Below are 18920 nucleotides of genomic sequence, written 5' to 3'. Positions count from 1 at the left end.
TTGGCTGATGGAATCCTGGGCCACTTCCGGTGGCGATCTACACCTCGACCTCTCCGCCGGACGGGCCCGGGGCCTGGGCCTGCGGGCCGCACTGGAGGACGCGCTGCGCACGGCGGCCCGCGACGGCCGGTTCGCCCCGGGCACCCGGCTGCCGTCCTCCCGGGCGCTCTCCGGCGATCTCGGGCTCGCCCGGAACACCGTCGCCGAGGCGTACGCGCAGCTGGCGGCGGAGGGCTGGCTGACGGCCCGGCAGGGCTCCGGGACGGTGGTCGCCGAACGCGGCACCCCGGCCGCCGTCACCGCGCCGCTCGCGTACCCGAGCAGACCGGTGGCCCGGTACGACCTGACCTCGGGCCGGCCCGACGTCTCGCTCTTCCCGCGCTCCGCCTGGCTCGCCGCCGCCCGCCGGGCGCTGACCGTCGCCCCGCACGAGGCGCTCAGCTACTCGGACCCGCGCGGGCGGATCGAGCTGCGCCGCGCGCTGGCCGAGTATCTGGCCCGGGTGCGCGGCGTGCGGACCGACCCCGAACGGATCCTGATCTGCGCGGGGTACACCCAGGGCCTGCGGCTGGTCTGCGGCGCCCTCGGCGCGCAGGGCGTCCGCTCGGTGGCGGTGGAGGAGTACGGGCTGCCGCCGCAGCAGCGGGTGATCGCCGCCGCCGGGCTCTCGACCGTCGCGCTGCCACTGGACGGCGACGGCGCGCGCACCGATCTGCTGGCGGGCACGGGCGCGGGCGCGGTGGTGCTGACCTCGGCACACCAGTTCCCGACCGGCGTGGCGCTACGGGCCGCCCGCCGGTCGGCGGCCGTGGCCTGGGCCCGGGAGACCGGCGGCCTGATCATCGAGGACGACTACGACGGCGAGTTCCGTTACGACCGCCAGCCGGTCGGCGCCATGCAGGCGCTGGACCCGGAGCGGGTGGTGTACGCGGGCACCACCAGCAAGAGCCTGGCGCCCGGCCTGCGGCTGGGTTGGCTGGTGCTGCCCGCCGCGCTGGTCGAGCCGGCGGTACGCCAGAAGGAGCTGGCCGACGGCCAGTCGGGCGTACTGGAACAGCTCACACTGGCCGAACTGATCACCTCGGGCGGACTGGACCGGCACGTCCGGCGCTGCCGGTCGCACTACCGCCGCCGCCGCGACCGGCTGGTGGCCGCGCTCGCCGAGCGCGCCCCGCAGGTCGAGGTGGCCGGTCTGGCGGCGGGCCTGCACGCCGTCCTGCGGCTGCCGCCCGGCTCCCTCGGCGAGGACGAGCTGCTGCGGCAGGCGGACTGGCTGGGGTTGGCCCTGCACACCATGTCCTTCTGCCGGGCGGACTCGGCCCCACCGCTGCCGGACGCGCCGCCCGCGCTGGTCATCGGGTACGGGACGCCGCCGGAGCGGGACTTCGCCGGGGCGCTGGACGCGCTCTGCACGCTGGTCCGGCTGTAGGCGCCACTGCACAACGCGTCAGAACCAGTTGGTGCAGGTCAGGACATCGCTGTCGGCCTCTCCGAGGCAGGCGCGAACCTTGGTGGTGCCGTCGACCATCGGGGTCCAGGCGGTGGCCCGGCCCCGGCCGATCGTCACCCGGCTCCGGACGCCGTGGCCGTTCTCCACCATCAGGGTCTGCCCGGCCGGGGCCGCCGTCGCCTTGGCCCAGGCGGCGTGGCAGGACGGGCTGTAGCGCAGCTCCACCCGGACGGACGCGCCCGAGAAGGACGCCTTGGTGACCGCGCCGCTCGCGCAGCCGGCCGCTGCGGCGTCCTTGCCGGTGCAGCCCGCTCCCGTGCAGCGGCTCACGGCCGCGGCCAGGCCAGGCCCTGCGGCCACGCCTGCGGCGGCCAGCAGCAGGGCGGCGCCGAGAGTCGCGGCAGTCCTGACGGTTCGCATGAATCCTCCGGAGCGGTAGGCGTGTCGATTGCTGACGCTCCTTCAGATTGGGGCAGCCGTGCTACTTCCGCGAACCGAGTTCGAAGAGCAGGATCACGAATCCGGCGAACGCGTGGGTGGCCGCGATGTAGATCACCGCGCGGATCCAGACCCGTCGCTCGGTACGCCGCCCGGCGTCGGTGGTGTGCGCGTCTGTAACGTGCATATCGATGGCGTGCATCAGGTTCACATCCATGGCTCTCGGTGCCGACCGCCCAGGCAGAGTTCTCCGCCGGGGCTCTGCAGCAGGGTGTGCAGGAAGAGCAGCTCGACCCCGGTCGGGGACTCGGCCGCGATGCAGTGCGGGGTGAGCGAGTCGAAGTGGGCCGAGTCGCCCTCGTCCAGCAGGTGGGTCTGCTCGCCGAGGGTGAGCCGGAGCCGTCCCCGGGTGACGTACAGCCACTCCTCGCCCGGGTGGACGCGGACCACCGCGTCCTGCAGGTCCGGCGGCACCTGGACGTGCAGCGCCTGCATCGCCCGCCCCGGCGCGCCGGCCCGCCGGTAACCCCAGCCGCCCGCCCGGCCGGGCTCGATCGCGCCGCCCCGGACGACCGGGTCCGGCTCGCCCGGCACCTCGCCGAGCAGCCCGGAGACACTCGTCCCGTACGCGCGGGCCAGCCCGAGCAGCACCGGCAGTGACGGCTGGCGCTGCCCGGTCTCCAGCCGCGACAAGTACGCTGGGGAGAGGCCGACCCGGGCCGACGCCGTCTCGAGCGTGTACCGGCTGCTCAGCCGGTGTTCGCGCAGGCGGGCGCCGAGACCTTCGACTTCCTGGTCGTCACTCATGCCTCCAGTGCACACCCGGCCTGCCCCGGGGGCAACAAATTTGCCTCAGAGGCAAACCCGGCGGGGCAGGACTTCCTGCGCCTGGACCAGGTGGGCGCGGCAAGCTCGGCCGCACAACCCACCTGTACACCGCGACCATCTAGCCTTCGCGGAGGACGTGTTCCGCAAGCTCGCCAACAACGACCATCTGCAAGGCTTGGACCGCCCAGAGTTCATCCGAGCCCTCGCCGACCTGTACGGCGACGTGAACGCCATCCACCCCTTCCGGGAAGGTAACGGCCGCACCCAGCGCGCCTTCCTCGCCCAACTCGCCCGAGAAGCCGGATACACCGTCTCCTGGCAGGACATGGACCAAGAGGAGAACATCGCCGCGTCAGTGGCCAGCTTCAATGCGAACAACGACTTGCTGGAGAAAATGCTCAACGGCCTGGTACGCCCCGCCTGAGCAAAGGGAACGGTGCCCCCTGGAATCCGCCGCGTCCCGTAGGGGGCTTTCCGCACTCACAGACGGCCGCGCCGTCAGAGGCAGAGGCCGACGACCCGCCGCCGGTCTGCCGGGTGCTCTGACAGCCAGTGCCCGATCATGTGCTCCGAGCCGGGGAAGGTGATCCGGGCGAGCCGCGAGTGCTCGCGCAGCGCGGCGTCGATCCGGGAGGTCACCTCGGGTGGGATCACGGCGTCGTGGTCGGGGACGATCAGGACCGCCCGGCCGGTGAAACCCCGGTAGGCGTCGAACGCGGGGCTGGTCTCCCAGCTGCCCGGGGTGCGCAGGATCTCGGTGAACCCGGCCGCCCCGAACGGGAGCTTCCACGCCTCGGGCGCGTACGCGGCGGGCGCGCCGAGCACGATCGTACTGACTCGCTCGCCCAACTCCCCGACCAGGTCTGCGACGGTCTGGCCGCTCATGCTGAAGCCGACCAGGATCAGCGGGGCGTCCGGGGCGAACTCGGTTGCGACGGAACGGGCTTGCAGGAAACGGCGTTCCAGGCTGAGCCCGGTGAGTTCCCCGGTGCTCTGCCCGTGGCCGGAGAAGTCGAAGGCGAGCGAGCGGAACCCGGCGTCGGCGAACTCCCGGGCGAGGGGCAGGCTCCGCTGCTTGCTGCCGGCTCCGGCGCCGTGCATGATGACGACCCGCTCGGGCCGCTCACCGCCCGCCGGGGTGAACGTGGTGCAGCTCAGCTCTTCGCCGTCTGCGAGGTGGGTGAACTCCCGTTGTTCCAAGGCTCCTCCTGGGCTCCCCCCGATTCAAGCAGGTGACGCGCCGACAGGTGACGCCCGGTCCCCGTCAGGCCGGGCCGGACGGGTCAGACTGCCGTGCCGCGTCCGCCTGTTCACGCGCGTAGATCTGAGCCAGCAGCGGAAGCTCGTACAGCGCCGCGTGTGCCGAGACCTCGCCGATCGGGCTGCTCAGCACGCACACCTCGATCAGGCTCTCCAGGACCCGGCACGCCACCACCTCACTGCACCCGAGCGCGTTCGCCGCCTCCGCCAGGGTGAACAGCGGCGCCGGCAGGTGGCCCAGCCGCCGCACCACCGAGCGGACCACCTCGGGAAGCTCGCACCACCAGCCGGCCAGCCGGGAGCGCACCGCGAGATCGCCCGCCGCCAACTCGTCCAGCAGGGAGGGGCTCTGCTCCAGCCGGGCGGCGTACTCGGCCGGGGTCAGCTGGCGCAGCACCGCCAGTTTGGTGCCGCTGACGCGGACCGCGAGTGGCAGCAGCCCGATCGCCGTGACGATCCGCTCCGCCGCCGGGCGGTCGGCCGGCACCCGGTCGTCGCCGACGATCCGACCGAGCAGCTCCACCGCCTCGCCGGTCGTGTAGGGCGCGAGTTCGAGCCGGTGCAGCGGGCCGAGCCCGGCCAGCCTGCTGCGGCTGGTGATCAGCACCGAGCCCGAGCCCGAGCCCGGCAGCAGGTGCCGGATGCTCGCCTCGTCCGGTGCGTCGTCGAGCAGCACCAACACCCGGCGGCCGGTCAGCCAGGAGCGCCAGACCGCCGCGGCCTCCTCCTCGTCCTCCGGCACCGCGCCCAGCAGGCCGGTCACCCGGCAGAGTTCGGACAGGACGGAGCTGGGATGCCGGGGCGAGCCGTCCTCCCGGCGCAGTCGCACGGTGAGCCGGCCGTCCGGGAACTGCTGCTCCAGCCCGTGCGCGACATGGACGGCCAGCGTGGTCTTGCCGACCCCGACCGGGCCGCTCAGGACGACCGTCCGGCCCCCGGCCGCGAGCACCTCGCGCAGCTCGCTCGCCTGGTCCCATCGGCCGGTGAAGTCGGGCAGGTCGGCGGGCAGCACCGTGCGGGGGCGGTCCGGGCCCCGGGCGGCCTCGGCGCCCTCCCGGCCGCCACGCGGGCCCTGGCCACTGTCGCGACCGTCGAGCATCGCCTGGTAGACCGCCTCCAGCGCCGGGCTGACCTTCAACCCGAGCTGACGGGCCAGCAGTTGGCGCAGGCTGTCGTAGGCGGCGAGCGCCTCGGTCTGTCGTCCGGCGCGGTAGAGCGCGGTCATCCAGGCGGTACAGAGCCGCTCGCGCAGCGGGTGCTCCCGGACCACTTCCGCCAGCACGTCGGCGACGGCGGGCGCGTGTCCGAGCTCCAACTCGGCCTCCGCCCAGTCCTCGTGGACGGCCAGTCGGCGGGTGGCGTAGCGCTCAGCCTCTTCGCGGACCACCTCGCTGCACGCGAGGTCGGCGAGCAGCGGGCCGCTCCAGAGGTCCAGCGCCTCCCGGAGCAGCCGGACCGCGTGCGCACCGGCTCCCAGCCGGGCGGCCTGGCGCCCGGCCCGGGTCAGTTCGTCGAAGCGCAGCAGGTCGAGCTCACCGGGCTCGACCCGCAGGACGTAGCCGCTGGGCTGGTGCACCAGGCGGTCCTGGCAGTCGGCCAGGGCCAGCAGCTTGCGCAGCGCCGAGACGTACGCCTGCAGGTTCTTGCGGGCCGAGCGCGGCGGGTCGTCGCCCCAGACCACCTCGGTCAACAGGTCCGTGGAGACGGTGGTGTTGGGCCGGCAAAGCAGGATGGCAAGGACCAGCCGCTGCTTGACCGGACCGAGCGGCAGCGGGCGGCCGGCGATCTCCACCGACAGCTCGCCGAGGATCCGGAACCGGATCGTGCCGCTCTCCTGGGCGCCGGCGGGTGCGGCGCCGACTCCGGCGGGATGAGTCTTCGCTACGTGGTGGACCGCCGCATGCCGTACCGCTACGTGCTCCAGCATCATGCCTGCCCCTTCGGATCCAGGATCTGAACCGGCCGCGGGAGGGGGTTCCGGGCCCTGCGGGCCCGGCCGACACCTCGGGGCCCGGGCCTCGCTACCAGCACCGCAGAGCCGGCGCCTCAGGGCCAGGGCGGAGTCGGGGGATACCCCCGGCGGTCCGACAACACCTCGCGAGCCCGCCGCAGGTGGGTGCGGCGGCGTCCGTTCCACAGCAGCAGTACGGCCACCGTCCCGGTCAGTCCGACCAGGAGGCCGCAGCCCGCGCCGTCGAGGGCGGCCTGCACCCGGGCGGACGGACGGCGGGCGGCGGTGTTCGTCAGTGGCCCCACGCGGTGTCGTCGGTGTGCCAGATGGGACCCAGGGCCGATCCGGAGAGCTGGACGACCGTCTGTGCCGCGCCGTCCGCCCGGGCCGGCGCGGTGACAGCGGAACCGGCGGTGCCCGCCTGGGCGGCGGCGGGCAGTACACCGAGGGCGAAGACACCGGCGATGACGGCGACCGTGGCACTGATTCGCTTCATTTGCTCCCCTTGGGTCCTTTGCCGGGAACCTCCGGCTCCGTCCCGGGATTCCTCGACCCCTGAAGCCTGCCTCCCGCTCCACCGAGAGCCAAGGGATCATCAAGTGCAGCATGCTGCATGCAGTAACACACCCAGGTCCACAAATCGGACATGTGACTGATTATCCGGCGATTCATCAGCCCTGCGGCTCGTCCGCCAGCCGTAGTCGGTCTGCGAAGAAGGCCATCACGTCGGCCAGCAGGGCCGTGGTGGAGGCGACCCCCCGGACTCCGTGCCCCACCCCCGACTCGCGGCGCAGCAGCACCGGCCCCGGCCCGGTGGAGGCGTCCTGCACGGCCGCGCACATCTTCCGCGCGTGCAGCGGATCGACCCGGGTGTCGCCGTCGGCGACCCCGAACAGCACCGCCGGGTAGCGCACACCGGGACGCACCCGGTGGTACGGCGAGTACCCGAGCAGGGTCGCCAACTCACCTGGCACGTCCGCACTTCCGTACTCGTCCCGCCAGCTCGGGCCCATCCCCGAGCGCTCGTAGCGCACCATGTCGAGCAGCGGCGCGATGCACCCCACGGCGGCGTACTTCTCCGGCCGCTGGGTGAGCGCGGCGCCGACGGTCAGCCCGCCGTTCGAACTGCCCATCAGGGCAAGCCGCCCTGGGTCGGCCCAGCCCTCGGCGACCAGGTGGTCGGCGGCGGCGTCGAGGTCGTCGAAGGTGTTCTGCTTGCGCTCCCGGCGCCCGGCCCGGTGCCACTCCTCGCCCTCCTCGCCACCGCCGCGCAGGCAGGCGACGACGTACACTCCGCCGGCCTCGGCCCAGGCCAACGCGTGCGCCGCGTACCCGGGGACCATCGAGGCGCCGAAACCGCCGTACCCGCTGAGCACAGTGGGGCGCGGGCGGTCCGGACGGCCGGTCGGCGAGATCACGAACATCCGTACCGGGGTGCCGTCGTGGGAGGAGCAGACGACCTGGGTGGTCTTCACGCCGGTGCTCGGGCTGCCCTCGGGGGCGCCCCACAGCTCGGTCCGGCCGGTGCGGGCGTCGAAGCGCAGCGCGCGGGACGGGGTGACGTGGTCGGCGTACCCGAACCAGGCTTCGCAACCCGGTTCCTGACGTGTTCTCAACGGTCCGACCGTGCCGCTGCCGGGCAGTCGGACCTCGGCGAGCTGCTCGCCGGTCGCCAGGTCGTGCACGGTGATCTCGCTGAGCGCGTGTCTGGTCCGGGTGACCAGGGCGACCGGCCGCTCCAGCTCGGGGCCGTCCAGGACGGCGAAGTCCTCCAGCACCGCCTCCGGGTCCTCCGGGACGAGCACCCGGCGCTCGCCGCCCGCCACCAGGTCGATCCGGCCGCGCGGTGCTCCGTGGCGGGTGGCCAGGTAGAGCGAGCCGGCGTGCGGGTACGGCGTCGCCCGGGCGTCCACGCCCTCCTGGACGGGCCGCAGGAGCGGTCGCTCGAGGGTGCCCTCGGCGAGGTCGGCGACCCAGATGTCGGTCCTCGGCGAGGCTCCGGCGGTGGCGGTGACGGTGAGCAGCCGGCCGTCGGTGGCAACGGAGTAGAACTGCTCGGGCGCCCGGCCGGCGCCGAAGACCAGTACGTCCTCGGCCGGGTCGGCGCCGACCCGGTGCAGCCAGACCCGGCGGTGGTAGCGCTCCTGGCCGGGGTTCAGCTCGGGCGGCAGTCGGCGGACGTAGTAGAACGACCCGCCCCCGGGGAGCCAGGCCAGAGTGGACCGGCGTACGCGGTCGATCGGCCCGTCCAGCAGTTCGCCGGTGGCCGCGTCCAGGACCAGCAGGACGGAGTCCTCCGTCCCGCCGACGGAGTACTGGACGGCGACCCGCCCGCCCTCCAGGGAGGCCGACCAGCTCTCCAGAACGGTGTCGCCGGTGGGGTCGAGGGCCAGCGGGTCGAAGAGCGTCCGGACCCGGCCGTCCTCGGCCACCACCAGCGACGGCAGGTCCTGGCCCGGCCGCTGGCGGGTGTTGAAGAGGCGGGGGCCGTGGGCGAAGGGCGCCGACATCGTGCCGATGTCGAGCAACTCGCCTATTCTGCGCTCCAGTTGCCCGAGCATCGGCCAGCCGGACCGGGCCTGCCGGTACAGCACGTCCTGGGCCGTCGACCAGGCTGCGGTCCGCGGGTCCTGCGGGTGCTCGAGGGCGCGGTACGGGTCGGCGACCAGATGTCCGTGCAACTCCTCGGTCAACTCGGCGCGAGGGGCGGGCGGGTACGCGACAGGTCCGGTCATGGCTCCTCGATCGGGGTGCTCCGGCTGGAGTGCCGGCGGATGGGGTCAGACGGCGGCCGGCTCGACGGGCGGACGCCCGGCGCTCGTGGGGCCGGCTTCGCTGGTGGTACCGGCTTCGCTGGTGGTACCGGCTTCGCGAGTGGGAGCGGCGTCGCTCGCGGAGCCGGCAGCCTGTTCGCTCGCGGGCTCGGCCGCCTGCTTCGGCTCGGGCCCGGCGGCGAAGCCGCCGTCGCGGAGCATCGGCACGACCGCGACGAGCGTGGCGGCACCGACCAGGGCGGCCAGCAGCAGCCAGGTCGGCGAGATGCCGATCCCTTGGAGGGCGAGGCCGGTCAGTATCGGGCCGAGCGCGGCGAGCCCGGCGACCAGCAGGTCGACGGCGGTGCTGACCCGGCCGAGCAGCTCACGCGGGGACCGGCTGAGCATCGCCTGGCCGACCACGATGCCGGCGGGCGGGGTGAGCAGGATCAACAGCACCAGCAACGGGCCGAGCACCCAGGGCTGTTGGGTGCACGCGAACACCGCGAGACCACCGGCCCAGGTCACGCCGATGGTCAGGAACAGCTGCCCCGGAGTGAAGGTCTTCATCACCCGGGGCGCGGCCAGCGAGCCGAGCAGGGCGCCGACCCCGGCGCAGGCCATCACCAGGCCGATCGACGTACCGCCCGTCCCGCTGCTCCGCAGCGTGACGACCATGGCGACCTCGGCTGCCGAGCCGACCAGGTTGAGCAGCGCGGCGAAGAGCAGCAACCGCAGCAGGGACGGCTGCCCGAGCAGCCAACGCACCCCGGCCGTCACCCTGTTGTCCCTCGCAGTGCCCTCGGCGGCCTGCGGCGGCCTGGAGACCATCCGCAGCAGCAGGACGATCGAGACGGCGTACGAAGCCGCGTCCACGGTGAACGGCAGGATGCGGTCGACGGTGAACAGCCAACCGCCGAGGAAGGGGCCGACCAGGGAGGCGGCGGCCATCGAGGACTGGTCCTTGGCCAGCGCGTCGGACAGCTGGTCGTCCGGCACGACGTCCCGGACGGCGGTGGTGCTCGCCGGGGCGAAGACGGCCGTGGCGGTGCCTTCGACCACGGCCACGATCAGCAGTTGCGGGTACGCCAGGTGGCCGAGGCCGGCCGCCACCGGGATGCTCGCGACCGTGGTCAGCCGGACCAGGTTGGCACCGACCATCAGCTTCCGCCGGTCCATCCGGTCCGCCAACTGCCCGCCGGGCAGCCGGAAGAGCATCCTGGTCACCAGCGAGCAGGAGGCCACCAGACCGGCCTGCGCGGCTCCGCCCCCGAGCGAGAGCACCAGCAGCGGGAAGGCGATCAGGGACATCTGCGAGCCCAGCGTCGAGACCGCCGAGCCGATCCAGAACCTTCGGAAGTCCCTGTTGGTGCGCAGTATGCCGGGGTCAGCCATGGTCCACCTCCGAGACAGGCGGGGCGTCAGAGCCGCCCGGCCGCGTTCAACCGGTCGAGCAGGGCTGCGTCGACCTCGTCCTGAAAAGCGGCCAGCGCGGCCGCGTTCTCGCCGTACTGGTACTGGTCGTAGCAGGTGATCCAGCGCCCCTCGGTCTCCTCCTCGGAGAGGTAGCCGTGCTCCAGGGTGCCGACCTCCCAGCCGGGCTGGCCCGCCGTCTCCCAGCAACTCGACAGCACACCGTCGGCGTTGATCACCGCGCCGTACTTGCCGCTCTTGAACGAGCAGGCCTGGCAACCCAGGTTGGCCTTGGGACGGCTGACGGAGAAGCCGAGCTCCAGCGCTCGGGCATGCCAGCGGGTGAAGTCCTCGGCGAGCGTGCTGCCGTACGCGAGGTCGTTGCCGTAGCCGACGCCGACATCGCCGATCAGGGCGAACTGCAGGCCGCAGCGGGGGGCGTCGAGGCGCTCGGCGAGGCGCTCGACCAGCTCGTCCATGCCGTGCTTGTTGTGGTGCGAGACGTTGACCCGCAGGTGCCAGCGGATGTCGGTGGCCGCCATCGCCTTGGCGACGTTGTTCACGATCAGGTCGAAGGTGCCGCCGCCGGAGCGCTTGATCCGGATCGCGTCGTGCACCTCCTTGTCACCGTCGAAGGTGATCTGGACGGATTCGAGGCCGGCCGCGTGCAGCTCCTTGGCGATCAGCGGGGTGAGCAGCGTGCCGTTGGACACCATGCTCGCCTTGAGCTCGCCCAACTCGGCTGCCCGACGGAGGAGTTCGCGGGCGCCCCGGGGGTTGAGCAGAGGCTCGCCGCCGAACAGCATCAGCGCGAGCCGGTCCAGCTCGGCCGCCTCCATCCGCTCCCGGGTGAAGTCCAGGACGCTGGTGATCATGTCCGAGGTGAGCCGGGCGTGCTTGATCCGCGGCGGACGGCTGCCGCCCTTCTCGTCCTGTCCGGTGTTCTGGAAGCAGTACCCGCAGCCCAGGTTGCAGTCGGTGCTGGTGAGCACCGTCAGCGAGTACGAGCGGAACGGCTTGATGTCGTAGAGGCCACGGTCCAGCAGGAAGCGCTCGGCGCTGGGCAGCAGGGTGCCCTCCGGGCTGACCTGGCCAGGACGGAGCCGGGCGTAGCCGCCGTCGCCGAGGAACCACCAACCGCCGCCCTCCGCCTTGATCAGACGGCTCCGGTCGGCCTCGGGTGCGGACTGCTGTGCTGGCACGGGTGCCTCCAAAGTGGGTCGGGCGGGGATGGAAGAGGGGGACGGGGCCTGCCGCCGCGCGGCGGCAGGCCCCGTGAACTGTCCTGGGACGGTTAGGCCACGCCGCTGTTACCGACGCACCACGGGGTCTCCTCGCCGCTGTGGGCGATGACGTCGGCGTCCTCCGCGAGGTCGGTGTTACCCGAGTTGCTGAAGCACCACGGGGTCTCGTCGTCGCTGTGCGCCACGACGTCAGCGGTCTCGGCGAAGTCGACGTTGCCCGAGTTGCTGAGGCACCAGCCGCTCGCCTCGGCGGTGTGCGCCACGACGTCGGCGGACTCGGTGAGGTCCGTGTTACCCGAGTTGCTGAAGCACCACGGGGTCTCCTCGTCGCTGTGCGCCACGACGTCGGCGGACTCGGTGAGGTCCGTGTTGCCCGAGTTGCTGAAGCACCACGGGGTCTCCTCGTCGCTGTGCGCCACGACGTCAGCAGTCTCCGCGACGTCGACGCCGCCCGAGTTGCTGAAGCACCAGCCGGTCGCGTCGTCCTTGTGCGCCACGACGTCGGCAGCCTCGTCGCCGGTGGGCTTGATGTTCTCAGCCATGGTGATCTCCATTCACAACACGGGGAGCCGGGAGTCCTCGCACCGTCCGCTGCAACGGCCGGTCAGCAGACGAGGCCGACTCACACCTTGGGGTGGTGCCGGCGGTCGATCCCGCCGACACCGAGAAAGCTAGGAACGCCCGGAACGGGATCGGTTCAGCAGCGGTACAGCAGCGGCGTACGCCCAGCTCAACAGCGGTCCACCGGGCCACAGGCCGGGCCGCGCCCGTCCGGGACGGCACCGTCAGGAGGCCGCTCAGCTGCGGATATACCGGATTCGGTGCGATTGCAAACCCATCGCCAACCCCGACCGGCCAGTCTGCTCGGCAGACGGTGCCCGCCGTGGGCCCTACGAGTGCGAGAGGTGTGCCGATGGACCTGGCCGAGCTGGTCGGGCTGCGCCCGACGCCGTGTGCCGGGCTGCTGGTCACCCTCACCCAGCGCTGCCCGCTGAGCTGCGCGCACTGTTCGACCTCCTCCACGATGCGCGGTGGCGAACCGGAGGCCGACCGGCTGCGGGGCTTCGTGTCCTCGTTCACCCGTGCGAACCGGCCGGAGCTGATGCTGCTCACGGGCGGCGAGCCGCTGCTGCGCCCCGGCCTGGTGGCCGAGTTGGCCGCCGCCGCCCGGGTGAGCGGCTGCCGGACGGCACTGCTGAGCGGCATGTTCTTCGCCCGGCAGCCGCGCATCCCGGCCGCGATCCTGGCGGCGATCACCTCGGCCGACCACTTCTCGGCGAGCATCGACGCCTTCCACGAGCGCGAGGTGTCCCGCGCCGACGTCTTCCGTGCGCTGCACGCCGTGCTGGCCGAGGGCCTCCCCGTCAGCCTGCACATCACCGGCACCGGACCGGACGACCCGTACCTGGCCGAGCTGACGGCGGACGTCCGGCGGACCTTCGGCGGCCGGGTCCCGATGCTCGTCAACGAAGTCCGGGCACTCGGCCGTGCGGCCTCCTGGGCCGGCGCCGCCCGCACCCCGGGACCGGACGGGCGGCCGCTGCCCTGCGCGATGGCGGCCTGGCCGGTGATCGCCCACGACGGGGCCGTCCTGGCCTGCTGCAACCAGGACACCGCAGACCGCCGCCCGGTGCCCCCGCACCTGCTGCTCGGCGACATCGCCCGGGACGGCTGGGCCGAGATCCGCGAACGGTCGCTCACCGCACCGGCGCTCAGAATGCTCAGGTCCGTCGGCCCCGGCCACCTGTACGCCCGTTACGGCGACCTCGCCGACTGCACCGGGTACTGCACCGGCTGCCGCAGCCTCGGCGAGCACCCCGGCGTGCTGGCCGGGGCGGAGCGGGACGGCGCGGGGGCGGTCGGCGAACTGCTCGACCTGCAGGCCGCCAGCTCCCAGCGCACGGCCGGCCCGGCCGCCCTGGTCCGCCGCTTCGGCAGCCCCCGGTACGCCGACCTGGTCACCCTCTCGGGAGGTGCTCCGCAGTGACCACCGCACCGAGCCGCAGCTCCGCGCTCCACCTCAAACTCGCCCTCGCCGCACCGGCCTTGAACGCCGCGATGGCAGAGCTCTGGCACCCCCGGGGCCTCACCGAGCGGTACGGCCGCTACCTGCGCACGATGCACGAGGTGATCCGCGCCTCCGTACCGCTGATGGAGCTCGCCGCCAGGCGCTGCGCCGACCTCGGGCCGGCCGACCCGGTCGCCGGGCCGCTCGGCCGGTATCTGGAACAGCACATCGAGGAGGAGCGCGGCCACGACGACTGGCTGCTGGCCGACCTGACCGCCGCCGGCCTCGACCCGCACAGCCCGCACAGCCCCTACTCCCCGCTCCGGCAGCAACCGCCGCCGCTGGTCGCCCGGTTGGTCGGCCCGCAGTACTACTGGGTCGAGCACTTCCACCCGGTCTCGCTGCTCGGCTACATCACCGTGCTGGAGGGCAACGCCCCCGCCCCCTGGCTCGCCGACCGGCTGGCCGCCGACACCGGGCTGCCCGGCGCCGCCTTCCAGACCGTCAGCCACCACGCGGTGCTGGACACCGGACACACCGCCGAACTGGGCCTGCTGCTCGACCGGCTCCCGCTGGACCGGGCCCAGGAGACGGCAGTGTCGGTCAGCGCCCTGCACACCGTGGACGCGGTGACCGAGCTCTTCACCCGGCTCACCCACAACGACCTGACGATGCTCTCCCGCATGTCACGCCCTTCCCGAGACGAGAGGACGCCCGACCAATGACCACTCCCGACCCCCGGACGATCGCCGTACTGGCAACCGCCGGGTTCCCCGTGGACGTACTGACCGACGAGCAGCTCGAGGTCTTCGGCTCCCTCAGCGAGGAGGAGCTGGTGCTGCTGCTCGACATCAAGGCGCGACTGGACGACGTCGAACCGGAGGTCCAGGCGCACGGCGCCGTGGCCGGCGGCGCACTGTTCTGATCGCCCCCGAGGAGGCCAAGCCGTGAACTGCCCTTCGTGTGCGGGCGAGTTGCCCGACAGCGCACGGTTCTGCCTGCACTGCGGCACGCCGTGCGCACCGACCGCGCCCATCGCATCCGCCCAGCGGGCGGACGAGCGCAAGGTGGTCACCGTGGTCTTCTGCGACCTGGTCGGCTCCACCGCCCTCTCCGGCCGCCTCGATCCGGAGGCCCTGCGCTCGGTGACGCTGCACTACTTCGAGCTGATGACCTCCCGGATCGAGGCACACGGCGGCACGGTGGAGAAGTTCATCGGCGACGCGGTGATGGCGGTGTTCGGCATCCCCGTCATGCACGAGGACGACGCCCGCCGCGCGGTGGCCGCCACCCTGGACATGCTCACCGCGCTCGCCGAGCTCAACTCCGAGCTGACGGCCGCCCTCGGCATCCGGCTGGACGTCCGGATCGGCGTCAACACCGGTGAGGCGGTGGCCAATTCGGACGCCTCGGCCCGGCAGGCGCTGGTCTCCGGCGAGGTGGTCAACGTCGCCGCCCGGCTGGAGCAGAACGCCGGGGCCGGCCAGATCCTGATCGGCCCCGAGACCCTGCGCGCGGTGGGCGCGGCCGCCGTCGTCGAGGACGCCGGCCTGCTCACCCTGAAGGGAAAGTCGGAGCAGGTCCGGGCGCACCGGCTGCTCGGCCTGCAGGGCGACGACCCGGAGCTGCTCCGCCGTTTCGACACCCCGTTGATCGGACGTGAAGCCGAACTGGCCGCCCTGGAGAGCGCGTTGGCGCGACCCGAGAACGGCTCCGGACTGGTGACGCTCTACGGCGAGGCGGGCATCGGCAAGACCCGGCTGATCCGGGAGTGGCTGCTCCGCTCCACCCCGCGCTGGGGCGCCGGGCGCTGCCGCCCGTACGGCGAGAGCGGCAGCCTCGCCCCGCTGGCGGACGCGCTGCGCCGCCTGCTCGACAGCGCGCTGCCCACAGTCGTCCCGGCCGCACTCGTCCCGGAGGTGCTGCGACAGGGGCTGCTGCACGACGGCACGCCCAACCCCTCGGTCGAGGACACCTGCGCCGCCCTGACCGGGCTGCTCTCCGAACTCGCCGTACACCAGCCGGTGGTGCTGGTCCTGGACGACTTCCACTGGGCCGGTCCGGTCCTGCGCGACGTGCTGGAACGGCTCACCGCCGGGCTCGTCGCGCAGCACGTACTGATCGTCTGCGCCGCCCGGCTGGAGCTGCTGGAACACAGCCCGGACTGGGGTGCGGGCGCGCACAGCATCCTGCTGCCGGGGCTGTCCGCCGCCGAGAGCGTCCGGCTGGCCGCCGGGCTCGCCGAGGTGTCAGCCCACGGCGCGGGCACCATGAGCCAGCTGCTCGAACGGGCCGAGGGCAACCCGCTGCACCTGGAGCAGCTGCTCGCGATGGTCGCCGAGAACCGGAACCCCGACGAACTCCCGCCGACCGTACAGGCGTTGCTCGGCGCCCGGATCGACGCCCTGGAGGCCGCCGAGCGCACCACGCTGTCGCTGGCCTCGGTGGTCGGCCGCGAGTTCGGCCAGGGCGAGCTGACCGGGCTGGCCCGCAGCGGCCCCGAGGGCCGTCCGGGCGGCGAACTGCAGCCCGACGCGGCCGGGTTGGACACCCTGCCGCCCGCACTCCTCCGGCTGGTCCGCCGCCGGCTGGTCGAACCGGACGGCCGGGACGCCGGGTACCGCTTCAGCAGCGGCCTGGTGCAGGAGGTCTCGTACCAGGGCATGGCCAAGCGGGTCCGCGCCGAGCGGCACGAACGCGCCGCCGACCTGCTCGCCGGGCGGGGTGCGCCGGACAGCTCGGTCGGCAACCACCTCGCCAAGGCCCACCGCTACCGCAGCGAACTCGGCCTGATCGACCCGCACACCCAGGACCTGCGCCGCCGCGCCGCCGGTCACCTGGCGGCCGCCGGTGCGCTGGCGCTGGCCCGCGCCGACCTGGGCTGGGCCGAGGAGCTGCTCGACGGCGCCGTCGCGCTCGCCCGGCCCGGCGAGCCCGCCTGGCTGACGGCCGCCTGGCGGCTGGCCGAGGTGCGCCTGGCCACCGGGCGCACCGAGGAGGGGCGGCAGCTGCTCCAGGACGTCGCCACCACCGACGACCCGGTGGTCGCGGCCCACGCCAGGCTCGGCCTCGCCGTGCTGGACCCGGGCCCCGGGCTCGGGCACGCCGCCCGGACGGCCCGCGAGGTGCTCCCGCTGTTCGAGACCGCCCAGGACCACCTCGGGGTGGCCCGGGCCTGCCTGCGGCTGGCCCAGCACCAGCAGCTGCTGGGCCGGCACGGCACCGCCGAGACCCTGCTCGAACGGGCGTTGGAACAGGCCGTACTGGCCGGCGCCGAGCCCGAACGGGCCGCCGCCCTCGGTGCGATCGGGGTGTCGCTCTGGATGGGGCCGACGCCCGTACCCGCCGCCGTGGCCCGCTGCCGCGCGCTGCTGGCCGAGCACGGCTCCGACCGGCGGGCCGCGCAGGTCACCCTCAACTGCCCGCTCGCGGTGCTGCTGGCACTGCGGCAGGACTGGGACGGCGCCCGGCGCTGCCTGGCGGAGGCCGACCGGCTCTGCCGCGAACTCGGCTTCGCCGAGGCGCTGGTCTTCATGCCGATCTTCCGGGCGGCGGTGGAGGCCCTGGCGGACCGTCCGGCCCGGGCCACCCGGCTGCTCCGCGAGGCGGACCGGGCCTGCCGCGAACTCGGCGCCACCAGCCTGCTCGGTGGCATCACGCGCGACCTGGCCCGCGTCCTGCTGGACTCCGGCGACCTGGCAGGGGCCCACGCACACCTCGACGAGCTGTCCGGCCTGCTCTCCCCGGCCGGCCCGGCGGACTGCGCCGACCAGCTGCCACTGGCCGACTCCGCCGACCTGCACGGCACGCTCGCCCGGTTGCGGGCGGGCAGCGAGCAGGGCGCGGCCGACCTCGCGGCGCGGGCCGTCGCGGAGGCCGAGCGCACCGACTCGCCCGTGGTGCAGGCCACCGCCGCCCTGGACGAGGCCCACACCGCGCTGGCCCTGGGCCACGAGACGGCTGCGGCCGGGGCCGCCGCCAGAGCGGGCCGGCACTTCGCCGCCAAGGGCCACCTGGTCGGCGTCCGCCGCGCCGCCGACCTGACCGAGGCCGCTCACCGGGCCCAGCGGGCCCAGCGCTGAGCAAGGGCCCGTCCACCAGCACCCACCAGAGGAGCGACTCCCCCGATGACCACTCCCACCGCGCCCGCGCCGGGCGCCGCACTGAGCTGGAGCCTGCGCGGCCACAGCCCGGGCGACATCCCCATCGTGGCCGACGGCCAGGAGATCACCCCCGACTGGGCCTGGGGCGGCTCCACCGGCCGGGGCGTCCGGGTCTGCGTCGTGGACAGCGGCGTCGAACGGGACCACCCGCTGGTCGGCCAGGTCGACGGCTCGTACGTCGTGATCAAGGACGACGCCGGCATCCGGATCGAGCCGACCGAGACGGGTGACACCTGCGGCCACGGCACCGCCTGTGCCGGGATCATCCGCCGGACCGCGCCGGACTGCGAGCTGTACAGCGTCCGGGTGCTCGGCGAGAGGTTCGCGGGCACCGGGGACGTGCTGCTCGCGGGGCTGCGCTGGGCGGTCGAGCAGCGCTTCGACGTGATCAATCTCAGCCTGTCCACCACCCGGCCGCAGTTCACCGACGCTCTGCGGGCCCTCGCCGACGAGGCGTTCTTCGGCCGCTCGGTGATCGTCGCCTCCGCCCACAACACACCGGTGGAGAGCTTCCCCTGGCGGTACTCCTCGGTCATCTCGGTGGGCAGCCACCAGGAGGACGACCCGGAGCTGTACCTCTACAACCCGAAGCCGCCGGTGGAGTTCTTCGCCCCGGGCCAGAACGTCACCGTGCCCTGGCTGGGCGGCAACACCATCCGCACCACCGGCAACAGCTTCGCGACGCCGTACATGGCCGGGCTCGCCGCCCGGGTCCTCGCCAAGTACCCGAAGATGACCACCTTCCAGCTCAAGTCCGTGCTCTACCAGGCCGCTTCCAACGTATCCGTCAGCAACAGGGGTGCCGAATGACCGAGACCACCAGCCACCCGACCGAGGTCGACCCGGTGGCCAGAGAGCTGCTGCAGTCGGTGGTCGACACCGCCCGGGCCATCTTCGGCGCCGAGGCCAGCTCGATCTTCCTGCTGGACGAGAAGGCGGACGAACTGGTCTTCCAGGCCGTCTCCGGCCAGGGCGAGGAGTTCCTGGTCGGCACCCGCTTCCCGGCCGGGCGGGGCATCGCGGGCTGGGTGGCGAGCACCGGTGAGCCGATGGTGGTGGACGACCTCTCGCAGAACGGCAGCTTCGCCCGCGATCTGGCGGAGTCGACCAAGTACGTACCCGACTCGCTGATGGCGGCGCCGCTGCTGCACTCCTCCGGGGTGCTCCTCGGGGTGCTGGAGGTGCTCGACCCGTCCCCGCAGGCCCGGTCCAGCCTCAGCGAGCTCGACCTGCTGTCGCTGTTCGCCCGACAGGCCGCCACCGCCCTGCGGGCCGTGCTGGACCGCCGCGCCCTGCGCGGCACCGAGGTCCCGGCCGCCGCGCTCGTACTGGACGGGCTCGACCCGGCCGACCGCGCCGCCGGACTCCGGGCCCTCGACGCGGTACGCGACCTGCTGCTCGCCCCCTGAGCC

The 18920-nt window shown here is 73.5% G+C and carries 19 protein-coding genes; 8 read left to right on the top strand and 11 right to left on the bottom strand.

Going from position 1 to position 18920, the window contains the following annotated elements; genetic code table 11:
- Positions 1 to 4 precede the first annotated feature (4 nt).
- Positions 5 to 1429, top strand: a complete 1425-nt coding sequence (locus P3T29_RS22010; RefSeq protein WP_280718315.1) for a PLP-dependent aminotransferase family protein — start codon at positions 5 to 7, stop codon at positions 1427 to 1429.
- A gap of 18 nt (positions 1430 to 1447) precedes the next feature.
- Here P3T29_RS22010 and P3T29_RS22005 read toward each other — a convergent pair whose 3' ends face one another.
- The 3 genes from P3T29_RS22005 to P3T29_RS21995 form a co-directional block, all read right to left on the bottom strand.
- Positions 1448 to 1870 carry a DUF2690 domain-containing protein gene (locus P3T29_RS22005; RefSeq protein ID WP_280718284.1) on the bottom strand — a complete coding sequence of 141 codons (423 nt, stop codon included), beginning with the start codon at positions 1868 to 1870 and terminating at the stop codon, positions 1448 to 1450.
- A gap of 61 nt (positions 1871 to 1931) precedes the next feature.
- On the bottom strand, positions 1932 to 2090 hold the full coding sequence (locus P3T29_RS22000) for a DUF6126 family protein (protein WP_348532853.1): 159 nt from the start codon (positions 2088 to 2090) through the stop codon (positions 1932 to 1934).
- 5 nt (positions 2091 to 2095) lie between these two features.
- Positions 2096 to 2695, bottom strand: coding sequence for an XRE family transcriptional regulator (locus tag P3T29_RS21995; RefSeq protein WP_280718283.1), 600 nt, complete (start codon positions 2693 to 2695; stop codon positions 2096 to 2098).
- A 157-nt stretch (positions 2696 to 2852) separates the two neighbouring features.
- Here P3T29_RS21995 and P3T29_RS32730 point away from each other — a divergent pair, with 157 nt between their 5' ends.
- A complete protein-coding gene (locus P3T29_RS32730) occupies positions 2853 to 3140 on the top strand; it encodes a Fic family protein (RefSeq protein ID WP_348532852.1) in 288 nt (95 codons plus the stop codon).
- Between the two features lie 74 nt (positions 3141 to 3214).
- Here the strand turns inward: P3T29_RS32730 and P3T29_RS21985 are convergent, their stop codons facing one another.
- The 8 genes from P3T29_RS21985 to P3T29_RS21950 form a co-directional block, all read right to left on the bottom strand.
- Positions 3215 to 3916 (bottom strand): alpha/beta fold hydrolase, encoded by a 702-nt coding sequence (locus tag P3T29_RS21985; RefSeq protein ID WP_280718281.1) that lies wholly within the window; start codon positions 3914 to 3916, stop codon positions 3215 to 3217.
- A gap of 64 nt (positions 3917 to 3980) precedes the next feature.
- Complete coding sequence (locus tag P3T29_RS21980; RefSeq protein WP_280718280.1) at positions 3981 to 5906, bottom strand: BTAD domain-containing putative transcriptional regulator; 1926 nt, start codon at positions 5904 to 5906, stop codon at positions 3981 to 3983.
- Positions 5907 to 6022: 116 nt separating this feature from the next.
- Positions 6023 to 6232, bottom strand: a complete 210-nt coding sequence (locus P3T29_RS21975; protein WP_280718279.1) for a hypothetical protein — start codon at positions 6230 to 6232, stop codon at positions 6023 to 6025.
- Entirely contained in the window at positions 6220 to 6423 is a 204-nt protein-coding gene (locus P3T29_RS21970; protein ID WP_280718278.1) for a hypothetical protein, read from the bottom strand. The genes P3T29_RS21975 and P3T29_RS21970 overlap by 13 nt, the downstream gene beginning before the upstream one ends.
- A 175-nt stretch (positions 6424 to 6598) precedes the next feature.
- A complete protein-coding gene (locus P3T29_RS21965) occupies positions 6599 to 8662 on the bottom strand; it encodes a prolyl oligopeptidase family serine peptidase (RefSeq protein ID WP_280718277.1) in 2064 nt (687 codons plus the stop codon).
- A 45-nt stretch (positions 8663 to 8707) separates the two neighbouring features.
- Complete coding sequence (locus tag P3T29_RS21960; protein ID WP_280718276.1) at positions 8708 to 10075, bottom strand: MFS transporter; 1368 nt, start codon at positions 10073 to 10075, stop codon at positions 8708 to 8710.
- 26 nt (positions 10076 to 10101) lie between these two features.
- Positions 10102 to 11295 (bottom strand): radical SAM protein, encoded by a 1194-nt coding sequence (locus P3T29_RS21955; RefSeq protein ID WP_280718275.1) that lies wholly within the window; start codon positions 11293 to 11295, stop codon positions 10102 to 10104.
- A 92-nt stretch (positions 11296 to 11387) separates the two neighbouring features.
- Positions 11388 to 11879 (bottom strand): hypothetical protein, encoded by a 492-nt coding sequence (locus P3T29_RS21950; protein WP_280718274.1) that lies wholly within the window; start codon positions 11877 to 11879, stop codon positions 11388 to 11390.
- 371 nt (positions 11880 to 12250) lie between these two features.
- Here P3T29_RS21950 and P3T29_RS21945 point away from each other — a divergent pair, with 371 nt between their 5' ends.
- The 6 genes from P3T29_RS21945 to P3T29_RS21920 all read left to right on the top strand — a co-directional run bounded on the left by P3T29_RS21945 (position 12251) and on the right by P3T29_RS21920 (position 18917).
- Positions 12251 to 13324, top strand: coding sequence for a radical SAM protein (locus tag P3T29_RS21945; protein WP_280718273.1), 1074 nt, complete (start codon positions 12251 to 12253; stop codon positions 13322 to 13324).
- Positions 13325 to 13395: 71 nt separating this feature from the next.
- Entirely contained in the window at positions 13396 to 14070 is a 675-nt protein-coding gene (locus P3T29_RS21940) for a hypothetical protein (RefSeq protein WP_280718313.1), read from the top strand.
- Positions 14067 to 14270 (top strand): aroma-sacti cluster domain-containing protein, encoded by a 204-nt coding sequence (locus tag P3T29_RS21935; protein ID WP_280718272.1) that lies wholly within the window; start codon positions 14067 to 14069, stop codon positions 14268 to 14270. The genes P3T29_RS21940 and P3T29_RS21935 overlap by 4 nt, the downstream gene beginning before the upstream one ends.
- A gap of 22 nt (positions 14271 to 14292) precedes the next feature.
- The gene (locus P3T29_RS21930) at positions 14293 to 17427 is read left to right on the top strand and encodes an adenylate/guanylate cyclase domain-containing protein (protein WP_280718271.1); all 3135 of its coding nucleotides are present in this window, start codon (positions 14293 to 14295) and stop codon (positions 17425 to 17427) included.
- A 45-nt stretch (positions 17428 to 17472) separates the two neighbouring features.
- The gene (locus tag P3T29_RS21925) at positions 17473 to 18318 is read left to right on the top strand and encodes a S8 family serine peptidase (RefSeq protein ID WP_280718270.1); all 846 of its coding nucleotides are present in this window, start codon (positions 17473 to 17475) and stop codon (positions 18316 to 18318) included.
- Entirely contained in the window at positions 18315 to 18917 is a 603-nt protein-coding gene (locus P3T29_RS21920; RefSeq protein ID WP_280718269.1) for a GAF domain-containing protein, read from the top strand. The genes P3T29_RS21925 and P3T29_RS21920 overlap by 4 nt, the downstream gene beginning before the upstream one ends.
- Positions 18918 to 18920 lie beyond the last annotated feature (3 nt).

Origin of the sequence: Kitasatospora sp. MAP5-34 (assembly GCF_029894335.1) — a bacterium.
Lineage (GTDB): Bacteria > Actinomycetota > Actinomycetes > Streptomycetales > Streptomycetaceae > Kitasatospora.
The sequence above is the reverse complement of the archived record's forward strand: the minus strand, read 5'-3'. Positions and strand labels throughout refer to the sequence as shown.